Genomic DNA, 22,974 nt, shown 5'->3' on the forward strand with positions numbered 1-22,974 from the left:
CCTAAAATCATAACTGTGGTCTTAATGCCAACGCATCATCGATCACTTTATTGACACGTACTTCTTCTTCCCCAACCAACGGTAAACGTGGCGCTCTTGTGAATGGTGTAGATAAGCCTTCTTTTGCTGCTGCCAGCTTGATGTACTGCACAAGTTTCGGATGAATATCCAATTCCAACAATGGCATAAACCATCTGTAAATAGCAACCGCTTTATCTACTTCTCCTTTTTTAACATAATCAAAGATGGCGAAGGTCTCTCTTGGGAATGCATCCACCAATCCACCAACAACACCATCGGCTCCTAAAGCCAACGACTCCAAGAAAATGGTATCCACACCCGCTAATATTTTGAGGCGATCACCAAAACGATTTTTTAATCGTGTAATATTGGTCAAGTCCCGTGTGGACTCTTTTACGGCTTGTATATTAGGCTCCTGCAACAATTCATCAAACATATCTAACGAAATATATGTTGCGTAATCAACGGGGTTATTATATACTAAAATAGGCAGCTTCGTATGCTGTGCGATACTTCTAAACCAGGAAACAACTTCTCTATCATCTCCGCGGTAACGCATAGGAGGCAATACCATCAAACCATCTGCACCTAATTTTTCTGCTTGTTGCGCAAATGCAATAGCATCCGCAGTGGTATTCTCGGTAATGTTTAATAAAACAGGTATTCTACCTGCAACCACCTGCAAAGCATGTGTTAAAATTTCGAACTTCTCCCCCGGCGTCAATACGCTAGCTTCTCCTAAAGATCCGGCTAATATTATACCGTGTATACCTGCTGCAATCTGCGCTTCAATGTTAATAGATAACATTGCAAAATCAATTTTACCGTCCTCATCAAAAGGGGTCAACATAGCTGGAAATATTCCGCTCCAATTTATACTAGCCATAATTAATTAAAATGTTTTCTTCAAAACTATGGCCTATCGCACGGAATTGCTACACAGGTTTTAATCAAAAGTCACCACATTTTAACTAACGTGCCGCTGTAACCGTTTTTTAACCTGTCCGTAATATTCTTTCGGACAAAATCCGGTCACCGTTCGAAACACGCGATTAAAATTTGTTATGCTGTTAAAGCCCGAATTAAAAGCGACTAGCGCGACACTCTCGTAACGTTCGGCAGAAATAAGTTGACAAGCCTCCTCAATACGAAGCTGGTTCAGGTAATTCACAAAAGTGAGCCCTGTATGTTTCTTGAAATATCGACAAAAGGCTTGCGGCGTCAAACTTGCGCGTTCGGCTATCTCTTCCAAGGTAATATTATGTCTAAAATTGGATCTAATGTAGGTGCAAATTGAATTTATCCGTCCCTGCCCTTCATCATTACCCGGGATGGCTATTACTGACAATGGTCTGAGTTCATCAGAAACCTCGTACAATTCTTTTATTAAAAAGAAAAAACTAACGAGCTGATTCATCATGTCTGATTTCCGCATAATGTCAATTCTTCTTTTTATTCGAGACCGATATTTTTCTGGAACCTTAAACCCTTTTTTACTCATGGTAACAAACTCCAGCAACGCCGCAAATTCGGGCGTATGAAAAATACTGGATAATGTACCATTTGTATCAAAAAAGACGGAAACCGACTGTACACCATTCTCCTCCAAATCGTCGATACTCTTTTTAAATACATGCGGTTGATTAGGCCCCAATAAAAAAATATCTCCTTCTTCAAAATCGTGAAAACTATCCTCGACATACAATGTTCCTTTTCCCTTTACAATCCACATGAATTGATATTCCTCATGTTTATGGAAAAATGGATAAAACTCACTTAAATTATCTTCTTGAACATAAACCGATTTATTTTTCGGCGACGGAACATTGAATTGGATCATTTTCATCATAATTCAGGTTAAGTGTATAATTAACATTTAATCACAATTTACAATTTAGTTATCGTAATTTACAGTAAATAATTACACAAACAAAGCAAGAAAATAATATTGGTGAAGATTAGACCAAAATTGGTTAAATATCAGTCGATTTATTTTTTTTTACAACCCTACCTTTAAAAATCATCAATTTAGAACAATAATTATGCACAAACTGATCAAAACAGCTATACTACTTTCTATAGGTTTTGTAGGCGGAACGACAATTGTTCACGCACAGAATCCATTTTGGGAAGCTATTAAAAAGCAACCGGCAACTTTAGGTGTGGACCAAGGTGTTGACAACTTCAGCTTAACGAACCTCAATCTGGGTATCTTAAAGAGTTCTCAAACCGTTGCTTCACTCAAACTAAAAGATGACAACAAGTTTGACTATACCCCCGATGAATTATTGACGAAACGCGATCGGGATAAGTTTTTCCATCTGGGCGATATCAATTTATCTATACGTCCGGTTGGAACAGACGGCTGGACAGCCTTTTCTTCGGCAAAGAGCCGTCAGCAGGTGAAACCCTTAGGTGCAACCGGAAAGGTTCTTGCCGCAGCTGATATATCGGCTTCATTGGGCGATATTCCGCTACAGGTGGTTCGAAACTGGGAGAATATCAATGGCGATCTTTGCCTACGTTTTACCATCACCAACAATACCGCGCAGGACTACGAAATAGGTGCCTTGGGGATTCCCATGATCTTTAATAATAACATGGATTGGAAAAACCTGGACACAGCACATGCTGATAATGTTTTCTTTGATCCTTATATCGGAAAAGATGCCGGTTACATTCAGATCAATAGATTACATGGAAATGGCCCCAGTCTCTTAGTTATTCCGCAAGAGAATGCCTCTTTTGAAGCCTACAATCCTTTGAACAGCGATCCTACGCCTCGCAGCATTACCTTTGAGGGATTTCATGAATGGCTCATACATAGTAAAGCATTAGCTGAAACAGAATGGAAAGGTGTTGAACAATGGAATACACCGACCTCCACTGTTCTACGTAAAGGTCAATCTACCACCTATGCCGTGCGTTTTACATTAGCTCCAAGCATTCGGCAGATCGAAGAAACATTGGTACAACAACAAAGACCTGTTGCCATTGGAGCGCCTGGCTATGTCGTGCCGACCAACAATCCGGCAAAACTTTTTATCCAGTATGCCAAGAAGATAAAAAGCATCGATGTATTTCCAACAGGCGCACTGACGGTCGAGAAATTAGATCAAACGAAAAACAAATGGCAAGCCTATCAAGTAAAAGGAAATCAATGGGGGCGTGCTAGACTGACAATCACCTATGTTGACGGGCTGGTACAGACCATTCAATACAAAGTCATTAAGCCCGAACAGGAAGTTGTTAATGATCTGGGGCAATTCCTCACCACTACACAGTGGTACGAAAATCCAAATGATCTCTTTGGTCGCTCCCCTTCTGTTATTAGCTATGACTATGAAACCAAAAAACTGATTACCGAAGAGCAACGCGCCTGGTATGCAGGCCTAAGTGATGAGGCTGGCGCCGCAAGCTGGCTTGCCGCTATCATGAAACAGGTCGTCCAACCGAACCCACAGGAAATCCAAAAGCTTAAACGTTTCGTCAATGAGACCATGTATGGACGTATCCAGCACAAGGAAGGAAAGGACCAATATGGCGTGGTAAAAAGTTTATTTTATTACGAACCGGATAGCATGCCTAAAGGCACATACAGTGAATCTATTAATTACAAAACTTGGTCTGCATGGCCGAAAAAAGAAGCAGATAATATTGGCCGCTCGTACAATTACCCGCATGTGGCAGCAGCGCACTGGGTCATGTACCGCTTAGCCCGAAATTACCAAGGCTTAGTGACCGAAGAAGCATGGCAAACGTATCTTGACCGGGCCTGTCAAACCGCAATAGCAATGGTTGAAAAAGCACCTTACTACGCGCAATTTGGACAGATGGAAGGTAGTATTTTCTTACTGATCTTGTTGGATATGAAAAAAGAAGGCTTAACCAACGAAGCGGCGAAACTGGAAGAAGTTATGAAGAAAAGAGCGCTACATTGGAAATCCCTGAATTATCCTTTTGGTAGCGAAATGCCTTGGGACTCTACCGGACAAGAGGAAGTCTATGTATGGTCGCGTTACTTTGGATTTGATGATAAAGCAACCGTCACATTAAATGCTATTTTAGCGTATATGCCAACGGTGCCACACTGGGGCTACAATGGTAGTGCGCGTCGGTATTGGGATTTTGTATATGGTGGTAAGCTTTCACGTATCGAGAGACAATTGCATCATTATGGATCTGCTTTAAACGCAATTCCGGTCTTGACAGAATACCGTCAACAACCACAAGACTTCTATTTGCTACGTGTTGGACACGCTGGAACCTTAGGAGCCTTAGCTAATGTGACCGAAGATGGTTTCGGACCAGCGGCATTTCACTCCTACCCTTCGACACTTGCCAACGATGGCATTTCGGGTGATTATGGAACGGGCTTTTACGGATATGCGGTGAATGCCGGAACCTATATTTTCAACCACCCTGAATTTGGTTGGCTAGCCTTTAGTGGAAACTTAAAGCAGTCGAAAGAAAAAATAGATATTGCAGTCACTACGGCTTCTCGGGGTCGTGTTTTTCTAGCCGCTGAAAACCTATGGTTGACAGCCGACGCAGGGGAAATTGCAAACCTCTCTTACCACCCTAAAAATAAAACCGTAGAACTACAACTAGGCACGCCTGATAAGGCTACCCCTTCCGTTCTGCTACATATTAATCCGGAAAGCAAGTATACGATCGACGGTCTGGCAAAGGATCCGCAAGGTCGCTACGTTATTCCTGCATCGACAACAAAAGTGACTTTGCGAAAAATCTAAGTCCCGTAATATTATGTATAAAAGGAACCTGTGGAGTTGTACAATGACTTCACAGGTTTTTTCGTTAACTTCGTCTGTGACATGGATAACTAAGCGTATGACAGTCCTTGTCTCATATATTAAAGCGTATTAATAAACAACATCATGTTTTCCAAAGAAACTTATATCCAACGCCGTGCTGCGTTGAGAAATCGCCTTTCTTCCGGCATTGTCTTATTCCTCGGTAATATTGACAACCCCATAAACTTCAAGGATAATTGTTATCCTTTCCGTCAGGACAGTACTTTTCTCTATTACTTTGGACTTTCCGTTCCCTTTATTGCAGCGATCATTGATCTGGATGAAGATAAATCCATTGTTTTTGGCGATGAGCTCAGTATAGATGATATCGTGTGGATGGGGCAACAAGAGACATTACAGGCAAAATGTACCAAATCGGGTGTCGCACAGACCAGCCCTTCGGGGTCCCTTTCGACCTTTATACAAAAGGCGATAGACAGCAAGCGAACCATCCATTTTCTACCGCCATATCAATCCAGTAGTAAAATTCGGTTAAGTGAACTGCTTCAGGTACCTGTCAGCAACCTCAAGCCGTCCGTGTCCCTGATTAAAGCAGTGGTTGCCCAGCGTTCCATAAAGGAACCGCAAGAGATTACAGAGATTGAAAAAGCCTTGCAGGTTGCGACAGAAATGCATCTCCTCGCTATGCGTCTAGGAAATATTGGAACCAAGGAATATGAAATTGTAAATGCGATGCAACACTATGCCGGCGATCATAATTGTTCCTTTGCCTACCCTCCGATTGTAACACGTCATGGTGAAATCTTACATAACCACCACTACCATAACACCTTTGGCAAAGGGGACATGGTCTTGAATGATTCCGGCGTAGAAACAAGCTTGGGTTATGCCAGTGATTTAACGCGGACCTTCCCTGCTGATACAACTTTTACACCCTTGCAACGGGATATGTATCAAATTGTTCTTGATTCCTTTGAAAGTTCACGCAACTTGCTTCAGCCCGGAGTAAGTTTTAAATCTATCCACCTACATGCCACTGAGATATTAGTACAGGGGCTAAAAGATATCGGCTTAATGCGCGGCAATGTGGCTGATGCCGTAGCTGCACATGCGCACAGTCTTTTCTTTCAATGTGGACTGGGACATATGATGGGCCTCGATGTCCACGATATGGAAGATTTGGGTGAACAGTATGTTGGCTACACCGATGAAAACCCGAAAGACACGACAACTTTTGGCATAAAATCTCTACGCCTAGGGAAAGAGCTTGAGGCGGGCTACGTTCTGACCATCGAACCTGGAATTTATATTATCCCGGAGTTAATTGATATCTGGCAAGCCGAAAACAAGCTCGCTGAATTTATTAATTACGATAAACTAAAAGAATTTAGACATTTCGGTGGTATCCGTATTGAGGATAATTTCTTGATTACACCCGAGGGATATCGCTTACTAGGTCCTGAGCTTATCAAATCTGTCGAAGACATTGAAAATTATAAACAAGCATATGCATAAATCATTAAACCGTAAAATATCGCGGTGGGTTATCGGTGTATTTTTCTTTTCCTCCTTATCCCTATCCGCACAACAGCAATGGACACCTGATGGTAACGGTTACTACCTCTTTTCTCCAGATCGCGGCATTGAAACTGTTGACGTTCTCGGCAAAAAGACGCCGGAAGCTTTTATTCCACCGGCATTGCTGATTCCTCCTGGCGCCACGAAGCCTTTATCGGTACAACATTTTGAGGTATCAGCAAATGGCGAGTTGGTACTGCTATTCGCAAACACCAAACGGGTGTGGCGCGAAAATACACGGGGTGATTATTGGATCTACAACAAAAAAGATAAATCCCTTAAGCAGCTGGGGAAAAATCTCCCGTCGGCTTCTTTAATGTTCGCAAAATTTTCACCGGACGGTTCAAAAGTAGCGTATGTCTCTAAGCACAATATTTACATCGAGTCATTGGATACCTACAAACCGCAGCAGATTACAACCGATGGAACAGACCGCATGATCAATGGAACATTTGACTGGGCCTATGAGGAAGAATTTGGCACAAAGGATGGGTTCCGTTGGTCTCCCGATGGCGGTAAGATCGCGTATTGGAAGCAGGATGCACGCCATACGCGTAATTTCTTAATGATCAATAATACGGATAGCCTCTACTCGTTTACGATTCCTGTAGAATACCCGAAAGTGGGGCTCGATCCGTCTGGCACAACCATTTGGTTTTATGACTTGAAAAAACGGGAGAACAGCCAGGCGAAAATTGCTGGCGATCCTGTACAGCACTACATTCCGCGGATGGAGTGGTTACTTGATTCTAAGGGCATTATTCTACAACAGCTAACACGCAAACAGAATGAAAGTAAAATCATTGTTAGTGAGGCTTCTTCCGGACAAAGCAAAACCATCTATACCGAAACGGATGCTGCATGGATTGATATAAAAGCACGATGGAATCACGGCGATCCGAGTGGATGGGATTGGATCAATAACGGAAAGGCATTTATCTGGGTTTCGGAACAAGGCGGATTTCGCCAGATCTATACCATCGATATGGAAGGAAAAGCATCACTGGTGACCAAAGAGCCTTTTGATATGATACAAATTGACTTTATTGATACGCAAAAACAAGATATTTATTTCTCTGCCTCACCGAAGAGCGCAACCGAGAAATTTTTATACCGCGTATCCATTGCCACAGGTCAAACGCAGCGTGTCAGTCCCGCTTCTTTACAAGGTACAAACGACTATAAGATATCACCCAATGGTAAACTCGCATTATTCAACACCAGCAGCATCAATTACCAGGCATCGGGCGCTGTTGTATCCTTACCTGAACACACACAATTAGTAGCGCCGCGACGCACCAATCAACGGAGTCCTGACGATAATCATCGTGCGGAATTCTTTCAGGTAACAACAGTGGACGGAATTACGCTGGACGGCTGGGTCGTAAAGCCGTTAAATTTTGACCCGACAAAAAAATACCCCGTTGTATTTTACGTATACGGGGAACCGGCATCACAAACCGTGACAAATAATTTTTACACCGGATACAACCGTCTCTACGAAGGAAATATGGCCGCTGATGGTTATGTTTACATTTCATTGGAAAATAGAGGCGCTCCGGCACCTCGGGGACGTGAATGGCGTAAATCCATATACCGGAATATCGGTATACTAAATATCCGTGACCAAGCGATGGGTGCTTTAGAAGTCTTTAAATGGGGATATATTGATACCAGTCGTGTCGCCGTGTGGGGCTGGAGTGGCGGTGGCGCAACAACACTCAATCTCCTCGGGCAATATCCGGAGATCTACCAAACAGGAATATCCGTAGCACCGGTAACCAACCAGTTACTTTACGATAACATCTATCAGGAACGTTATATGGGGCTACCACAAGAGAATGAAGCAGATTTCTTACGTGGTTCGGCAATTACCTATGCAAAAAATGTAAAAGGTAATTTATTACTTGTCCACGGTACAGGTGATGATAATGTACATTATCAAAATGCGGAAGTATATATTAATGAATTGGTGAAACATGGTGTGCCTTTTCAGATGATGGCCTACCCGAACCGAAGCCATTCGATTAATGAGGGGGAAGGTACGAGTGAACACTTGGCAAAAACCTATACGAACTTTTTACGTATGTACTGCCCGCCTGGCGCGCGATAGTATAACTTCTCTATTAAACGAACAAGGCGGAATTACTTCTTAAAATTCCGCCTTGTTTTGTTTAAGACACTTAGGTAACCTTAATACGGAATACGAAAGTAGCTTTTACAAAGGTGTTCGGTGTATGCTCGTATACCAATGCTTGTTTAATGGTATAAGTTTCCCCGACCGTCAGTCGATTCGGATATTGACCAATCGAGAATTCTAATGTATTTTCATTGAATTCAGAAAAAACAAAAGCATTCGCACCCCAATTCACAACAGCGCCTGTCTGCCCAAACCAATGTCCATAACCGTTTGCTGTCGTTGTTGCATTTAGTGTCCCATTAGGCTCAACGGCATAAAATTTCACCTTATTCCCAATGAGTGATGTCAACTGACTGGGTTGCAAAAGGAAGGCTTTACCTAAAGCTGTTTGGTCTACACTTATTTTGGTTCCTGTATAATTTGTAGCATCCAGCGGAAAGGAAACATCTTGCGTCACTACGATATCAGATGGTTCATCATCTGCGTCGAAAGTAAGATACCCCACCACATTGGTTTGTTGTACCGCGATGCGATACGGCCATTGTTCATCGTTACTTTCATTATCATCCCAAGCATGCGCTTTGTAGCTTGTCGGAGCCCCAGTAACAACAAACCAAAGACGACTTGTGCCTGATGGTACGGTGAACTTTGCTTGCCCTACTTTTGCATTGTGCATGGTACCATAGACCCGATTTCCATTACTGAGTAAAGCGACAAAACCATAACGCCATCCGGCCCTTGCCGCGTTATCAACAGCATTAAATCCCGGTTCATTAACAAATCCCTCAAAATTTATGGTAACCTCGGTACCCGCCGCTGGTACTTCCAACGGTACAACATTATAACCGGTGGTACCTGGAGCTTTATCGTTCGTTACCTGTAAACGTCCATCATTAAGTACATCAAACTTATACGTATGTTTACCTATGAAATTTTGTCCCAAATCCCGCAAGCTATTAATATCCCAGCTCGCAAACTTACTCGCAGCATCGTACATCTGATCGTTGAACTGGCTATCATTTATGCCTGTAATCCGCTTGTATGCCTGAATTGGATCTTCTGGTTCCAGTGCCCCCCGCCAAATACGGCCTATAATATCAATCCCGTGCCGATCGGCCCAATAATGATGAATAAAGTAGTTGGCATACCGATACAACTCGTGTATTTGATGACGGTGATAATTTTGTGTATACACCGAAAAATGATGTGAGTTGAAGTTCTCTAAGGGGTAGCTTTGGTGGGCTTGCCACTGTGCGGTCTGCTCCCAAAAGCCATTCCCACCGTTGCCGCCAAAACCATAGCGAAAGCCATGTCCCACACCAAGGTCGCAGCGTACCTGATACTGAAAGCTATGCCCTATTTCATGCGCAATAGTTGCCCCAACAGGCTTACAGGTACTCGGACTGATCCACAAGGCACCGATAACATCGTCGTAACCGCCCCCATAGGCCATCCAATCGGTAGTATGATGTAAGAAAATCATCATTTTATACGTATCCAAATTCGACTTACCAACACCGCGTTCAGCGAAGCCCAATGTATTGATATTTAACGCATAAAACTGTTCTGCCTTGGCGAGTAAATCGTCTATATCAACCCGATACTCCGTTGCTACACTTGCGGCTCCAGGATCAGTCGTGCCGTATTCTTTCCCCCAGAATACGATAAAGTGTTCCGATTGTTTGCTTCGGGTGTACGACCAGGTACTTGCCGCACTATGGAGATCCATATTTTGAAACTCATTAGGAACATAAATCTGCAAGGCAGGATTATTCTGCTCTTCTACAGGAACAGCAGTCGACTTGCTGCACGAAAGAATAAATGTAGGAGCCAACAGTAGCAGCAGGCATAGCCGGCGGACAAGGCTCATTTTTTGTTTTGAAATCATCGCTTTTCTGATTTTAAATCCGAGTTATTGAACACGAACATTGAACACAAATACAACTTCCACTATTCCCGACCCTGAATCATACAGTAAGGACTGCCTGATGACAAACTTATCTCCCGCAAAATTACGATCTGGGAATTGGCCAATATCAAAAGCCATATCAGCCATTTTAAACTCGGAGAACAAACGTGCACCGTCGCCCCAGGATATCGTATTACCATCTTTATCCAACCATTGCCCCGGAGCTGCGGCTGTACTTCTGGAATCCCGTGAACCATCTGCCTGAATGGCATAGAAGGTGATACTTGTTCCAAGGCGGCTGGCAATTTCAGCGGATGACATACCCAAAGCTTGTTCGACCATTGCACGATCCATAGCGACTCGCGTGGCCGCGTACCCCGCTCCTTCCGGAAGAACGACATCTTTGGTGATGGTCGTAATCTTTGGACCGGTATGCTTAACTGTTTTTAATTTAAAACGAACTATATGTGTCCCGGGTTTATAGAATCGTGCTGTCGTAGCGGTGTTGATGTTACGTCCCAGATCCGTATAGTCTGCCACCACACGGTAGTATGATGCAAAGTCGGTATAGTTCGTCGTCCCGACACGCGTTACCGTCTTTACTGGATAGACGATCCCTTTATAATAAGGGTATGGGTGTACAATGGCAGTATCGGTCATCTCCGCAGCATAAAATGGGGACCAATCTGCAAAACTCGGTAATGTAGCCCGTCGCATAATCTCTCCCTTTTTGGGATTAAATGGTTTCCCATCCTTATCGAGCCACATATATATAATTTTGTTTTCGGCTGATTCTTTATGCTCGATCGAAACTGTAAAATCCTGATTCCTTAGGTTTACAGCATTAGATTCAGAACCCACTGCTGTCGTTGTCGCACTGGCCGCAAAAACCGAATCCGGTTTCATCTTGACAAGATTTATATCCAGTGCCTCTTTATACAGTTTTGATCCCGCGATATTGGTCGCCTTAAGATCCACCGTATAAAGGCCTGCAGGAATACCTTCTGTCGCAGGAGAAATCACCGCAGCGCCACCTAGCCCATTAATGGAAATTGCGGGTGCTGTTTTCTTACCAATACGTTGCGAGAGTTGCTCTAAGGTGGTTACATCTTCCCCCACCTGTCCAAGGTATACATTAAACTCCTGCGGTACCAGAAAATCTGGAACAACGGCTCCTGTAGCTCTATTCCTGATCTCCACTAATTCTACGGTCATTGGTGTGGAACTACCGTTCGCGATAATCGGATTCGTACTCGTAGCCGTTCCTTGTACGACCTGAAGCGTTGATACGCCATAACGCAGATTATCGTTCAAAAATCCTATTTGATCTGGTTTACATCCTTGATACATCGCAAAAAAAGCGATGCATAAGTACCATACGTGTTTCTGTTTCATAACGAAGCTGATTAATTGATCTTGATATTAAAAACAAACTCTGCACGAATCTTTTCATTACTTCGGTTGGTATATACCAAGGCCTGCTTAATGGTGTACGTATCTCCCATGGCAGATCGATCTGGATACTGGCCTATATTAAATGTAAAAGTTGATGCATTATACTCAGAGAATAAGCGCGCCGTGGTTCCCCATGTGACGACATTTCCATTCGCGTCAAACCAATGACCTGGAGCATTTGCTGTAGAATTTCCATTCAGAATATCACCCGGCTCAATCGCATAGAATACAATAGAACTACCCATCAGTCCTGGAATATCATCGGCCTCCAATCCAAAAGCATCGGCGATCCATGCGCTGGAGGCAACAACAGAGCCACCCGTATATGCACTTGCGGCCTTAAAAGCAACGCTATAGGTAAAACGAATGCCATTCGGTAGATCTTCGATAAACGGTCCATTATCTCCTGTTTCATTAAAATCACTGATAAAAACATGTTGATTGCTCAGTACATTCAAAACAGTTCCTGAAGCCGTTTTAATTCCCGTCGTTTGACATAATACCCGGACATCGGCCTGATCGTTCCTATCCACACGAACACTTCCATCCGGTGCTGTTTGATCCGGTTCTCCACGCACTTTGATATAATACAGGTAATACACATCCTGGTACGACCATTGCCCCTGCGGTTGCTTCTGTTTATTGAACGCAAAACCTGTAACAGGCGTATTATTGTTCATGGTCGTATAAGTCGTGTTAGCACTCGTCAGGCTATGTTGACCATCCCCATAAAAGTAAGCGCGAACAGAATCTACACTAGTTGCAGTAAGAAAATCTGCAAACGTATAGGTACCATTTTCATCATCTTCCAAAAACAAAGCTTTCTTCATTTTAAAAGCGCGCGAAATCGAATAGTCCGATGGTACCCAAAAGGTCTTCGCATTATTAATCTCATCTTTCAACCCAAAGTGATCGATGACTTGAAGTAGCGTATCAAACATATGTTTGGGATGCGAGGCCAGATAATCATACGTAGACATATTGACCTCAGCCTGGTGCAAACCATCATCGGTGAGATATGCATCTTTCTTGCAGGCCGAAAAACTGGCTACTAAAATTGCTACTATAGCGATATATATTCGTTTCATATTATAGTCTCCTTTCATTTAAAAACCTACGGTAGCCCAATATGAAGTCTGCCGTAAAAACGGATTCTGATTTAACATACTGGGATCAAATGGCCAATAATACTTGCCGAGGGCAAACTGCTGCTGCGTCATCCGGGTGTTTGAAAATTCATAAATACCGGCGGCTTTATACAGACGAATCATATCGTAAAAGCGGTGTCCTTCGAGAAATAGCTCCCGGGCACGTTCATCAAAAACAGCCTTTAACAGCTCGCCTTTACCATCCCACTCCCCCAGACCAGCTAAAAGACGAACCTCATTCAGCTGATTTTTCGCGTCACTGGTTCTGCCTAACGCCGCCAGAGCCTCGGCGCGAAGAAGCTTAATATCGGAATAGCGGAAAATGATAATATTATTCTTGAACACAGGGACAGCATTATTCCCCTCTTCCGGATAGGTGAGATTCGCATACTTGTTGCAAATCACATAACTGGTGCTTATTGTTGTATCCTGTGAATATTTCCGTCGCTTGTCTACTCTTTCCTTAAACAAACTATCAATTCGAATTTTGGTCGTCGTTAAGCGCGGTACCGTTAGTGTACGGTGGTATTTCGAAGAAGCAAGCGTGTAATCACCGATTCCAATGCTGGTACCTTCGTTCGCGGCACTTTGTGATATCTCAAATATCCCTTCAGCGGACTTCCCTTGAAAGATGGTCCGGTACGGAATACTATCGCGCGAGACATACGAATACAAGCCACTTTTAATAACGGAGTCAGCCGCCGCTGCTGTTTTTTCATAGTTCCCTAACCAAGCATTAGCATGTGCTTCTAAGGCAAAAGCAGCGCCTTTATTAGCCCGTAAAGCAAAGTCTGCCGTTACAATATTGCGCCAGCCTAGTAATTTTTTTGCAACCTCCAAATCTTGCAGGCTTTGCGCCAAAACCTCTACCGCTGTTGCTGCTGGTTTATTTTCAGCATAAATAGGCTGAACGGCCTCGGTGATGATAGGCACGCCCCCCCAAATACGTCCCAAATAGAAATACGAAAAAGCACGCATATAGTACGCTTCTCCTATTAAATGGTCACGTGTACGTGTATTGGTAAAAAGGTTGACGTCCATTTTTTGCACATGCTCAATCACGCGGTTCGCTTGGTCGATAACCCGATAAAACAAATCGTAACGGCGCAACTGATACAGTTGATGACTGGTATTGGATGCTGCAACAAACAGACTCCAGTTCATCGCGACCACATCGTTATATGGAGCGGTATTTGAAGACGCAATTTCATCGGATGGTAAATCGCCGTACGCATAATGTGCGATACCGTTGGCACCATTAAGTGCGGAACGTAAGAGTGCATACATGCCCGCTACCGCAGCATTTGCATCGTCCTGTGTTTTCCAAAAATTCTCATCTGTAGCAGCACTCTTAGGCTCAAGATCTAAAAAGTCCTTGCAGGATGTCACTACGATGAACAAGCTAAAAAACAGTATAAGTAGTCTATTATTTTTCATGACTTTCTTTTTTTACAGTGAAATATCTAAACCAAAAGTCCATTTCTTAGGGATTGGGTATCCGTTACCTGTAGAATATCCATTAGCTTCCACAGCTTCTGGATCCGGCACGGTAGACCACGATATAATGGCAATGTTATCCAATACGCCATACAGGCGCAACGACCGAATACCAAGTTTCTTTGAAAACTGTTGTGGTACATTATAGCCGATACGCACATTCTTCAGACGGATAAAACTTGCATTTTCAACAAACGTGCTATTGGCAATATGCCAGTTGTCGACCGTATTACGGAACAAACTTGGAAACTTACTTTGATCCCCAGGCTTCATCCAAAAGTCAGCCATCTCAAAGTCTCCAGCAATCGCTGAATTTGGTCCCCACGTATTGTACAAGGTCGCAGACCCCGCATCTTGTAACTTATCGGATAGGTATCCATTCCATAATGTACGACCGAAGATAAAAGTAGTCAGTGCCGAGATAGACCAATTTTTATACGAAAATGTATGCGTCATCCCGCCTATAAAATCTGGATTCGGGTCTCCCATATCGATTTTATCATTATCATCGATTATGAAATCACCGTTCATATCCAATCGTCTTGGATCACCGGCCTGGTATTGCGTGCCTGAGCCTGAACCATGCCTAATGCGGGCGCCGGTCAACGGATTAACGGGAACGTCATCCGTGGTTGCATAGACGCCGTCCACCTCCCATACTTTAAACGGATAAAGAGGTTGCCCCACGTTTAGAGCACGCTCCATCCATGGTGGACCGACCTTGATCTCCTGTCCGCCATTCGGAAGTTTGGTGACATAGTTTCTATTGTATGAAATATTGAAATTGGTATTCCACTGAAATTCGGATTTAGGAGACATATTCCGGGAGTTAATGGTTAGCTCAGCCCCCGTATTTCGAACACTGATAAAGTTGGTCGAAATCGTGGAGTACCCTGAGGTTGCAGGCATTTGCAAGCCATATACTAAATCCTTGGAATCACGCACGTAGTACTCAAGATTGATAGCAATCCGATCTTTCAGCATATTCAAATCTACCCCTACGTTAAGTTGCGGCGAACGCTCCCATTTAATAGTCGCTGAAGTAGCCGTACTGCCATAATTTGGGTAAACAACATTAGCGCCATTGTAGGTAAATTGATTACCGCCCATACCGTTATCCAATACAGAACCATAATAGGCGCCACTATATCCCAGCATCGTATAATGTGCATATTCAGACCCTGGATCGCGACCGGTTAAACCATAGCTACCACGTAACTTTAAGTACGATACCAAGCTCTCTTTTTTGAAGAAATTCTCTTCCGAGATAGCCCATCCAGCAGAGATTGATGGAAAGATTCCCCATCGGTTATCGCTGCTGTAACGAGAAGAAGCATCCATCCGGTAACTTGCCGAAACTAAATACCGATCCTTATAGTCATAACCGACACGACCAAATACAGATATTCGGGAACGTTCAGCGATATTAGAATATCCCGATAAATTGGGTCCAGCACCAATACCCGTAACCGTTTTAACAGCTTCGCTATTATTATTTCTCCCCCAGAGATAGTTCGAGTTTGCTACATTCTTCTCCATCCCGTATCCCAAAACACCACTTAATGTGTGTGCCGAATTAATGATCTTATTGTAGTTAAAATAACTCTCCCATTCCCAACGGCGGTTTTGGTTGACCCAATTCTCAGCAATATTCTGTGAACCCGTTAATAGTTTTGGTCGGTAGAGATCCCGGGTGTTATTGTTCAGATTAAAAGAAAATTGAGATCTAAATGTTAGCTCTGGAATAAAAATTTTCTTTACAGTACCCGCCACGTTTCCATTGATACTGGTACTTCTGTCATCATCCAGGAGCCCGTCATAACGTCCTGTATACACCTGACGTTCGAGATCTGTAATTTGCCAGAAAGAGGAAGGAAAACCCCAGGTTGAAAATGGATACTTACTACCGTCGCCAGAACCATGCTTAGCTTTTGTAATACCCGAGAAAATATTCGTTTCAAACTGCAAATTTTCCATCGGATTTACCTGGAGCATAATCCGAGGGGTGATGCTTTTATTTTCATAGCCCATCATTACCCCTTCTTCATAATAGTGTTGAGCCGAAATACGGTATAGAAACTTCTCCATATTTTGACCTATGCTCACATTAACATTGGTAATCGGGGCAGATTGTAGAAAAAGACCTTGCCAATCAGTCGCGTGATTGTAAGCTGCATTCAAACTATCGGTCAACATTTGATGAACCTGTCCATCATAAAACCAATCATAATTCCCGCCATTATATAGAAGGTTCATTTTCATGCGGCGTTCTGCCGCGCCTACAGTTATTGGCTTCATCGCAGGTCGACTTGATATCCCGGTATAAGCGGCTACGCGAACTTCCGGAACCCCAAAAGCGGGTCTTTTGGTTTTAACGATAATAACCCCATTAGCTGCACGCGCTCCATAAATGGAGGCCGCCGATGCATCTTTTAAAATATCGACCGATTCAATGTCATTGGGATTGATTGCTTGCAAAGGACTGGCATCACCATATGCCGCACGAATATCACTGACATCATAAATAATCCCATCAATCACATAAAGAGGCGATTGCAACTGATTATCCGCCAGCCCCAGGTTACTCGATCCACGAATATTCACAATGTTATTTGTCCCCGGTTCTCCCGATGTACTCAAAACCGTTAAACCTGCTACACGTCCCTGTAACATCGCGTCAAAAGTAGCGTAAGGTGTATTTTCAAATTCTCGCCCTTTCACCGACGATACCGCGCCAGTCATCTTCCGACGTTGAATATCTTGGTATCCGACCACCACCACCTCATCGAGATCGGCGGCATCATCGTCCAAGATTACATTTACTTTTGTTTCCCCTTTTGCAATAACATGTTCCTTTGGTCGAAACCCCACAAAAGAAAACACCAGGTATTTGGCATTGCTTTCGGTCTTAATTTCATACAGACCCTTTTCATCCGTTGCGGCGGTACTCCGTCCACCCTTCTCTTTTACCGTCACGCCGGCAATGGGATTACCATGCCGATCACTGACCGTTCCTGATATGCGGGAGCCCTGTCCATGAACTTTGGAAAAGACTAAGGACATACAGAGTATACAGCATACTCTAAAAAAATGTAGACTTTTCATTAGTAAAATAATTTGGTTAATAAATATGTTATAATCGCTTAAGGCATATGCTGCCTCTATTCGAAAAGCGTACAGAAGCTTTTCTTTCAATTTTTATTCTTCTCACTAATAAAAAACGTCCTGCAATTCAGAAAAACCGAAGCTTTTACTGTGAAATCCGGATACGCTTAAAGTCTGCAAAACCGTCCTTATTATCATTTGTCGATTGATAAACCCCGACACGCACAACCGCTCCAGGCTGGTTCAACGACATATCAAACGGACTTCCTGGCAATTCTTGCCAGACATTCCCGTCTTTGCTGGTACGTAAGAAAAATTGATCCCCTACTCGTTGCACCTGTAAATAGCGATGAAAATTCCATCCTGCCCCCGTATTCTGCTGCATTTTATAACCGCCATCGATTCGCGTTGCCATGTTACCTACACCCCAACCGGTCATAACGGAGTTCTGCAATGCAATTATTTTACGCTGCTCCGGACCAACGTGCACGAGAATGCCTGACTCATTCGCACTCCCCTTACGTTCTGTCTGCCCATTAACGTTTGCCAATTCCACCTCAAATACAAAATCGCCCGATACCTCCTTGGATAAAAACGGCCCACTTTGCTCGCGTCCATCCCATCGTGTATCAGCAGAACTCAGGCGAATGCCGCCGTTCTGAATTAAAGCTTCTTTTACGCGCGCACCATCCCCCGAAAACAGATTCCACTGTCCTACATTATCTTCCGTAAGCAGATTAAACCGTTCATCAATCCCGACCAACTCTTTGATACGGTAATTTTTTACGGTTGCCACAGCAGACGCCATATCTGCTACATTTCCATACCGATCTTTCGCTAATATGCGGAAGTGCGGAAGCGCTGAGACATTATCCCAATTGACGAGATAATTAGGTGAATCCTGCCAACCGCTCCCCGTCTTTTCGCCATCCGCAATAAACAGGTACTGCACGCCTTCTCCCGGATGAGACTTCGCTTGCATGAAAATGGTATTGGCATTAATAAAACGAGGCTGGACAAAAAATGTGGTTCTTTCGTTTGTCCAAGATGAAGGTTCATTAAGCGGTATCAACGTATCACTATGCGACACAAAAAGAGAAGCTATTGCTACATGGTTCAATTTAATCACACCCGTACTCATATTGATAAAGTCCTTTTCGATCGACTTCAGATCTAAAGCAACCGGTACACCATCAAGTAGAACCTGTCCTCCTTTAGCACGGCGACTTAGCGTCAGTTTATGCCATTCCCCAACTTTAATTTTTTGTCGCATCACTGGATAATTCAGTAAGGCGAACTTGTTATCCAAGGCTTGAAACTCCAAGTCCAGTCGCGTATCCTCCTCTTCGGAAAACATAGACTTTAAAGCGATAGTTTCCAGGCTGGCACTGGGCTCCCCAACAACCGCAATTTTGTGCCCCACAACTTTAGTTCGCGCCATCCCCTCTTTCACCAGTAAACCGCCCTGCTTTACCCCTTCATTTGGCCATTCTTTCATCTCCCCAAGCGTCAATTGATCTGCACGGTGCCAAAGCCCAATTTTAGCATTTGATGTTTGTTTATAAAGTGTTTCTATTTCCCCAGGGCTTAAAGCCTTATCATATACCTTTAAAGAAGAAATAGCACCAGAAAAGAATCCCGCGTCATTCCCTGCTTTACCGATAGAAAATGCAGAAGCAATACGCATAAACAGCATCTTATTTGCAGCGTTAACCTCTATCCCATCAACATATACGCGTTCCATATACCCATCAAAAGAAACCACCATATGATGCCACGTATTGGCTGTGGGTAATTCCTTAAAAGCAACATCGGGCCATGCCCCACGCACTATAGCCCCATTGTTTCGGTCGTGACCGTATCCGAAAACTGCACGTGTTAAATCCTGCGTTCCTTGCGTCCAAGTCAAAAGTGGTTCATGTCGCTCAATAGTTGGATTAAGCACCCACATCGCTACGGTATGACTACTGTTGCCGGCAAGTGTAGTTGGCACGGTAAATGTCGAATGAAGCGCACTTCGTCCGTCTAAAATGACAGCTTGTCGACCTTTTAACAGGGTTACATACGGACTGCCTTCGGTTGTCCATTGCCCGACCAGGCTTCCTTTGTTTGCAACGGGAGAGGTGAGATTTCCAAGGGAAAGTCCATCTGCCTCGAAATCGATCAACAGTCCACTTTGGCGATCTGAAATAACGGCGTCCTGCGTGCTCGATAACACGGTACTTTGGTTTATATCTTCACTAAAAACTTTAATATTCCACAGCGCCCGAAAGAGACCTTCTACTTGTGTTTTATCGATGGTTATTCGGAGGTATCGAGCTTCCACATTTCCTTTATCAACCATCGGACTCCCCCACTGCTGATTCGCGCGACGATCAGAAAAAATATGCCAATCCTTCCCGTCATTCGAATATTCAATAAGATAACCGTAATACCATGTTGGGTATTCAAATTGCGTCAGTATGGTCTTGATGACTTTCTGTTCCCCTAAGTCTAGCTTTAGCCAAGCTGGATTCATATTGTCTTTCGCTTTCCAGAGCGTCCCATTATTATCATCAATCGCAAACGTTGGACGGAAATCATCGCTATAACTTGAAGACGCTTCTACCGCAGCATGCAAAGCATGATTCGTGTAAGGGAGCGTATTTTTGGCTAATAAACCGATACCAGTATGCGTTGGAACAACCTTTACAATATTCCCTTCGGCATCAAACTCCATTTTATCAGCAGCGATCTGTCGATGAAAACCTCCGCCTGAATGTGGATTATTATGCCTATGATACACGATGTAATACTGATCACCCTCCTGCAAAACACTATGGTGACCCGGACCATGAACGGTGCCATCGATCGTGGTGGATAATACGGGGTTAAAAGCCTCTTTATATTCAAAAGGTCCCATAGGACCTACCGTGCTGGTCGCGTACTGAACGCGATAGGTATGATCTTCGCAATGTCCCGAAGAATACATAAAATAATAAATACCATTGCGCTTAAAAACGAGCGGTGCTTCAAAGAAATCTTTTGCATCGGTATTAGGGATCAACTTAATTTCGGCAAAAGTTTTCATATCCGGATTTAAGAGACCGACGGCACATCCATGATCCGGATAAATTCCCCAGGTTCCCCAATACATATATATTTTACCATCGTCGTCCGTAAATGTCTGGCCATCCAGGGTAATCACACCCGGGATTTTATAATTTGGCACCAATGCCTCTCCTTCGGGCTGTAATGGCGTCCAAGGACCAACTGGTGTATCTGAAACCGCACCATATAACTGTACAGGCTGACTGTAGTACAAATAATATCGACCATCGTACCCCTGCGTCATATCAGGCGCCCAATACCAATGTGTATCGGGCCAGTTCATGGGCTGAATCGTCCAATTGACAAAATCCTTAGATGTCCAAACTTGTGATGGTCCCAGTCCACCTCCATTGCCATCTGTAGTTGCATAGAGGTAATAGGTATCGTCAATCTTTTTAATCGTAGGATCCGCAAAATAACCTGGAATAATAGGGTTTCCCATCTCCTTTTCGGTATGCTGTGACGAGGTGATTGTCTGACCGGCAACTGTAGTTACAAAGCCAAACTTCAAGCACATCAAGCATAGTCGAGTAAAGAATGAGAAACAATTCATATCATTTAATTTTGGTTTAACGAGTCGAAAGCCATCACCATCCCCTTGCGAAATACATAGGTATTTCGGCTTCCCCCGACAAGTGAATTATTAGTTAATCAGTTTATATTGATTAAGCGTTATTTTGACACTTATTAATTTATAAACCAAATTTACAGTGACATAGCATACCATGCTAATCAAATTTTCACCTATTCCAACTGTATTTTAACTAAAAGTAACCTTTTTGTTACTTTTGCCAGAAGTAATTAAGAGATCGCTCGCTATTATTTTGTTTCTCCGGTCGTTTTTGCAAGGACCTTAGTATTCATTAATTCAATTTCATAGGGCCATCTTTCTTTGGTCTCCTCTTTTCCATCAATTAAATGAACGTGATGCTCCCGGGGCGCTCCCATTACGACCAACCATAAAAATTCGGTATTTTGTGGTACGTTAAAAGAAGCCTGTCCCTGAGGGTTATGATATGTTTCGCCATACGTTCGCTTTCCTTCCTTTGATACCGCAATAAAGCCATAACGCCATCCTGAATTTTCAGGTTGGGGTACGGTCACATTATTATAAGTCGTCATGCCTGCAAATTGCAGCTTCACAAGGTTGTTTTCTCCTTGAGGAACCGCTAGGGGGATTGCGTTGTATCCATAATTCTGAGGAACATGGCTTGCTGCAATACGCCATCTCTGTCCGGATATGGAATCGAGATTGGTATAATGCTGATTTGCGTACGGAGCAGAGACCTTTTCTATACGGGGCATATCCCACGTAACAAAACGACGATAGGCATCAAAAAGCTCATCATTAAAAGCTGTTTGTGAGATATTACTCAACCGCTGGTACGTCCGAACGGGGTCTTCCCCTTTGATGGCGTTGCGCCACATCTTCCCGATAAAATCTATGCCATGCTTAGTTGCCCAATACTCCAATACGAAGGGCGCATGATATTGGTTGGTTTCATGTAGAAAAGCGTAGTGTGTTTTACCGAGAAAAGCCTTTAGGTGATAATTTTCAAAAGTAATCCATTCCGGATATACCTGCCATAACATATATTGCGATGTCATTTCAAAAATACTGTTTCCACGGCTTCCTTCTATTGGCGAAGAATAAGCCCAATTGCCATCACATTTGGCGAGATATTGGAAACTATGTCCCATTTCGTGTGCCAACGCACCATACGGCGTCTTATGAATGCGAGCAGCAGGTGTCCACATCACCCCAATTTTATCTTCCGCACCTCCCCCGTATGCCGTACCATCGTCTCCTCCAAATACAAACATCAACAACTTATATGTATCGGATAAGGAGTTTCCAACGGAAACGAACTTCAGATCATTCGCGTAGAAACGATAAAATTCTTCACAGGTGGCCAACACCATTTTGGGGTCAAAACGTTTCGTTTCTTCCTGATTGTCCATCGGGTTCGGACCATACTCTTTAGACCAGAACAACACGATGTTATCGGACTCTAAGCGTCTTTCATTGCTATACTCACTTTCTGGATTGTTGTAATCATTTCCTTCGGGTACACGCCAAATCGAGGTAGGTATATACGCTTCTTTGGTCGATTGTGTTTTTGTGGTCTGCGCGATGCTGCATACCGATATGCACAGCAGTCCAATCAAGGAGCTTACATACCGTATTATTTTTGTTGCTATCATATGTTTAGGTGTTCTAGAGATCAATGGTTTGTGTTTTCGTGAAAACTAAAA

The 22,974-nt window shown here is 43.4% G+C and carries 12 protein-coding genes; 3 read left to right on the plus strand and 9 right to left on the minus strand.

All coding sequences use genetic code 11. The features are described from left to right. Window positions 1–7: 7 nt before the first annotated feature. Both E2P86_RS12490 and E2P86_RS12495 read right to left on the minus strand, forming a co-directional pair. A complete protein-coding gene (locus E2P86_RS12490; RefSeq protein ID WP_085471329.1) occupies window positions 8–907 on the minus strand; it encodes a dihydrodipicolinate synthase family protein in 900 nt (299 codons plus the stop codon). Between the two features lie 81 nt (window positions 908–988). Next, window positions 989–1,870, minus strand: coding sequence for an AraC family transcriptional regulator (locus tag E2P86_RS12495; protein ID WP_085471328.1), 882 nt, complete (start codon window positions 1,868–1,870; stop codon window positions 989–991). A 193-nt stretch (window positions 1,871–2,063) separates the two neighbouring features. Here E2P86_RS12495 and E2P86_RS12500 point away from each other — a divergent pair, with 193 nt between their 5' ends. The 3 genes from E2P86_RS12500 to E2P86_RS12510 all read left to right on the plus strand — a co-directional run bounded on the left by E2P86_RS12500 (window position 2,064) and on the right by E2P86_RS12510 (window position 8,487). After that, window positions 2,064–4,775: a DUF5695 domain-containing protein gene (locus E2P86_RS12500; protein WP_085471327.1), complete on the plus strand. Its 2,712-nt coding sequence runs from the start codon at window positions 2,064–2,066 to the stop codon at window positions 4,773–4,775. Between the two features lie 144 nt (window positions 4,776–4,919). Continuing rightward, on the plus strand, window positions 4,920–6,311 hold the full coding sequence (locus E2P86_RS12505) for an aminopeptidase P family protein (RefSeq protein ID WP_134433406.1): 1,392 nt from the start codon (window positions 4,920–4,922) through the stop codon (window positions 6,309–6,311). Continuing rightward, window positions 6,304–8,487 carry a S9 family peptidase gene (locus E2P86_RS12510; RefSeq protein WP_085471325.1) on the plus strand — a complete coding sequence of 728 codons (2,184 nt, stop codon included), beginning with the start codon at window positions 6,304–6,306 and terminating at the stop codon, window positions 8,485–8,487. Before E2P86_RS12505 ends, E2P86_RS12510 begins: the two co-directional genes overlap by 8 nt. A gap of 70 nt (window positions 8,488–8,557) precedes the next feature. Here E2P86_RS12510 and E2P86_RS12515 read toward each other — a convergent pair whose 3' ends face one another. The 7 genes from E2P86_RS12515 to E2P86_RS12545 all read right to left on the minus strand — a co-directional run bounded on the left by E2P86_RS12515 (window position 8,558) and on the right by E2P86_RS12545 (window position 22,923). Further along, window positions 8,558–10,402, minus strand: coding sequence for a DUF4859 domain-containing protein (locus E2P86_RS12515; RefSeq protein ID WP_240775504.1), 1,845 nt, complete (start codon window positions 10,400–10,402; stop codon window positions 8,558–8,560). Window positions 10,403–10,426: 24 nt separating this feature from the next. Continuing rightward, window positions 10,427–11,818, minus strand: coding sequence for a DUF4859 domain-containing protein (locus tag E2P86_RS12520; RefSeq protein WP_134433408.1), 1,392 nt, complete (start codon window positions 11,816–11,818; stop codon window positions 10,427–10,429). Between the two features lie 11 nt (window positions 11,819–11,829). Further along, a complete protein-coding gene (locus tag E2P86_RS12525) occupies window positions 11,830–12,966 on the minus strand; it encodes a DUF4859 domain-containing protein (RefSeq protein ID WP_159451790.1) in 1,137 nt (378 codons plus the stop codon). Between the two features lie 18 nt (window positions 12,967–12,984). Beyond that, window positions 12,985–14,463 carry a RagB/SusD family nutrient uptake outer membrane protein gene (locus E2P86_RS12530; RefSeq protein ID WP_085471322.1) on the minus strand — a complete coding sequence of 493 codons (1,479 nt, stop codon included), beginning with the start codon at window positions 14,461–14,463 and terminating at the stop codon, window positions 12,985–12,987. A 12-nt stretch (window positions 14,464–14,475) separates the two neighbouring features. Continuing rightward, on the minus strand, window positions 14,476–17,586 hold the full coding sequence (locus E2P86_RS12535; RefSeq protein WP_159451789.1) for a SusC/RagA family TonB-linked outer membrane protein: 3,111 nt from the start codon (window positions 17,584–17,586) through the stop codon (window positions 14,476–14,478). Window positions 17,587–17,773: 187 nt separating this feature from the next. Continuing rightward, the gene (locus E2P86_RS12540; protein WP_134433410.1) at window positions 17,774–21,271 is read right to left on the minus strand and encodes a family 43 glycosylhydrolase; all 3,498 of its coding nucleotides are present in this window, start codon (window positions 21,269–21,271) and stop codon (window positions 17,774–17,776) included. 266 nt (window positions 21,272–21,537) lie between these two features. Then, window positions 21,538–22,923 carry a DUF6055 domain-containing protein gene (locus E2P86_RS12545; protein ID WP_134433411.1) on the minus strand — a complete coding sequence of 462 codons (1,386 nt, stop codon included), beginning with the start codon at window positions 22,921–22,923 and terminating at the stop codon, window positions 21,538–21,540. Between the last annotated feature and the right edge of the window lie 51 nt (window positions 22,924–22,974).

Origin of the sequence: Sphingobacterium psychroaquaticum, assembly GCF_004421025.1 — a bacterium.
In the GTDB taxonomy this organism is placed as follows: Bacteria; Bacteroidota; Bacteroidia; order Sphingobacteriales; family Sphingobacteriaceae; genus Sphingobacterium; species Sphingobacterium psychroaquaticum.

What these genes read in the sequence shown, in the direction of transcription:
- E2P86_RS12490 (WP_085471329.1), bottom strand. Translation starts at nt 907, where the DNA reads ATGGCTAGTATAAATTGGAGCGGAATATTTCCAGCTATGTTGACCCCT.
- E2P86_RS12495 (WP_085471328.1), bottom strand. Translation starts at nt 1,870, where the DNA reads ATGATGAAAATGATCCAATTCAATGTTCCGTCGCCGAAAAATAAATCG.
- E2P86_RS12500 (WP_085471327.1), top strand. Translation starts at nt 2,064, where the DNA reads ATGCACAAACTGATCAAAACAGCTATACTACTTTCTATAGGTTTTGTA.
- E2P86_RS12505 (WP_134433406.1), top strand. Translation starts at nt 4,920, where the DNA reads ATGTTTTCCAAAGAAACTTATATCCAACGCCGTGCTGCGTTGAGAAAT.
- E2P86_RS12510 (WP_085471325.1), top strand. Translation starts at nt 6,304, where the DNA reads ATGCATAAATCATTAAACCGTAAAATATCGCGGTGGGTTATCGGTGTA.
- E2P86_RS12515 (WP_240775504.1), bottom strand. Translation starts at nt 10,402, where the DNA reads ATGATTTCAAAACAAAAAATGAGCCTTGTCCGCCGGCTATGCCTGCTG.
- E2P86_RS12520 (WP_134433408.1), bottom strand. Translation starts at nt 11,818, where the DNA reads ATGAAACAGAAACACGTATGGTACTTATGCATCGCTTTTTTTGCGATG.
- E2P86_RS12525 (WP_159451790.1), bottom strand. Translation starts at nt 12,966, where the DNA reads ATGAAACGAATATATATCGCTATAGTAGCAATTTTAGTAGCCAGTTTT.
- E2P86_RS12530 (WP_085471322.1), bottom strand. Translation starts at nt 14,463, where the DNA reads ATGAAAAATAATAGACTACTTATACTGTTTTTTAGCTTGTTCATCGTA.
- E2P86_RS12535 (WP_159451789.1), bottom strand. Translation starts at nt 17,586, where the DNA reads ATGTCCTTAGTCTTTTCCAAAGTTCATGGACAGGGCTCCCGCATATCA.
- E2P86_RS12540 (WP_134433410.1), bottom strand. Translation starts at nt 21,271, where the DNA reads ATGAATTGTTTCTCATTCTTTACTCGACTATGCTTGATGTGCTTGAAG.
- E2P86_RS12545 (WP_134433411.1), bottom strand. Translation starts at nt 22,923, where the DNA reads ATGATAGCAACAAAAATAATACGGTATGTAAGCTCCTTGATTGGACTG.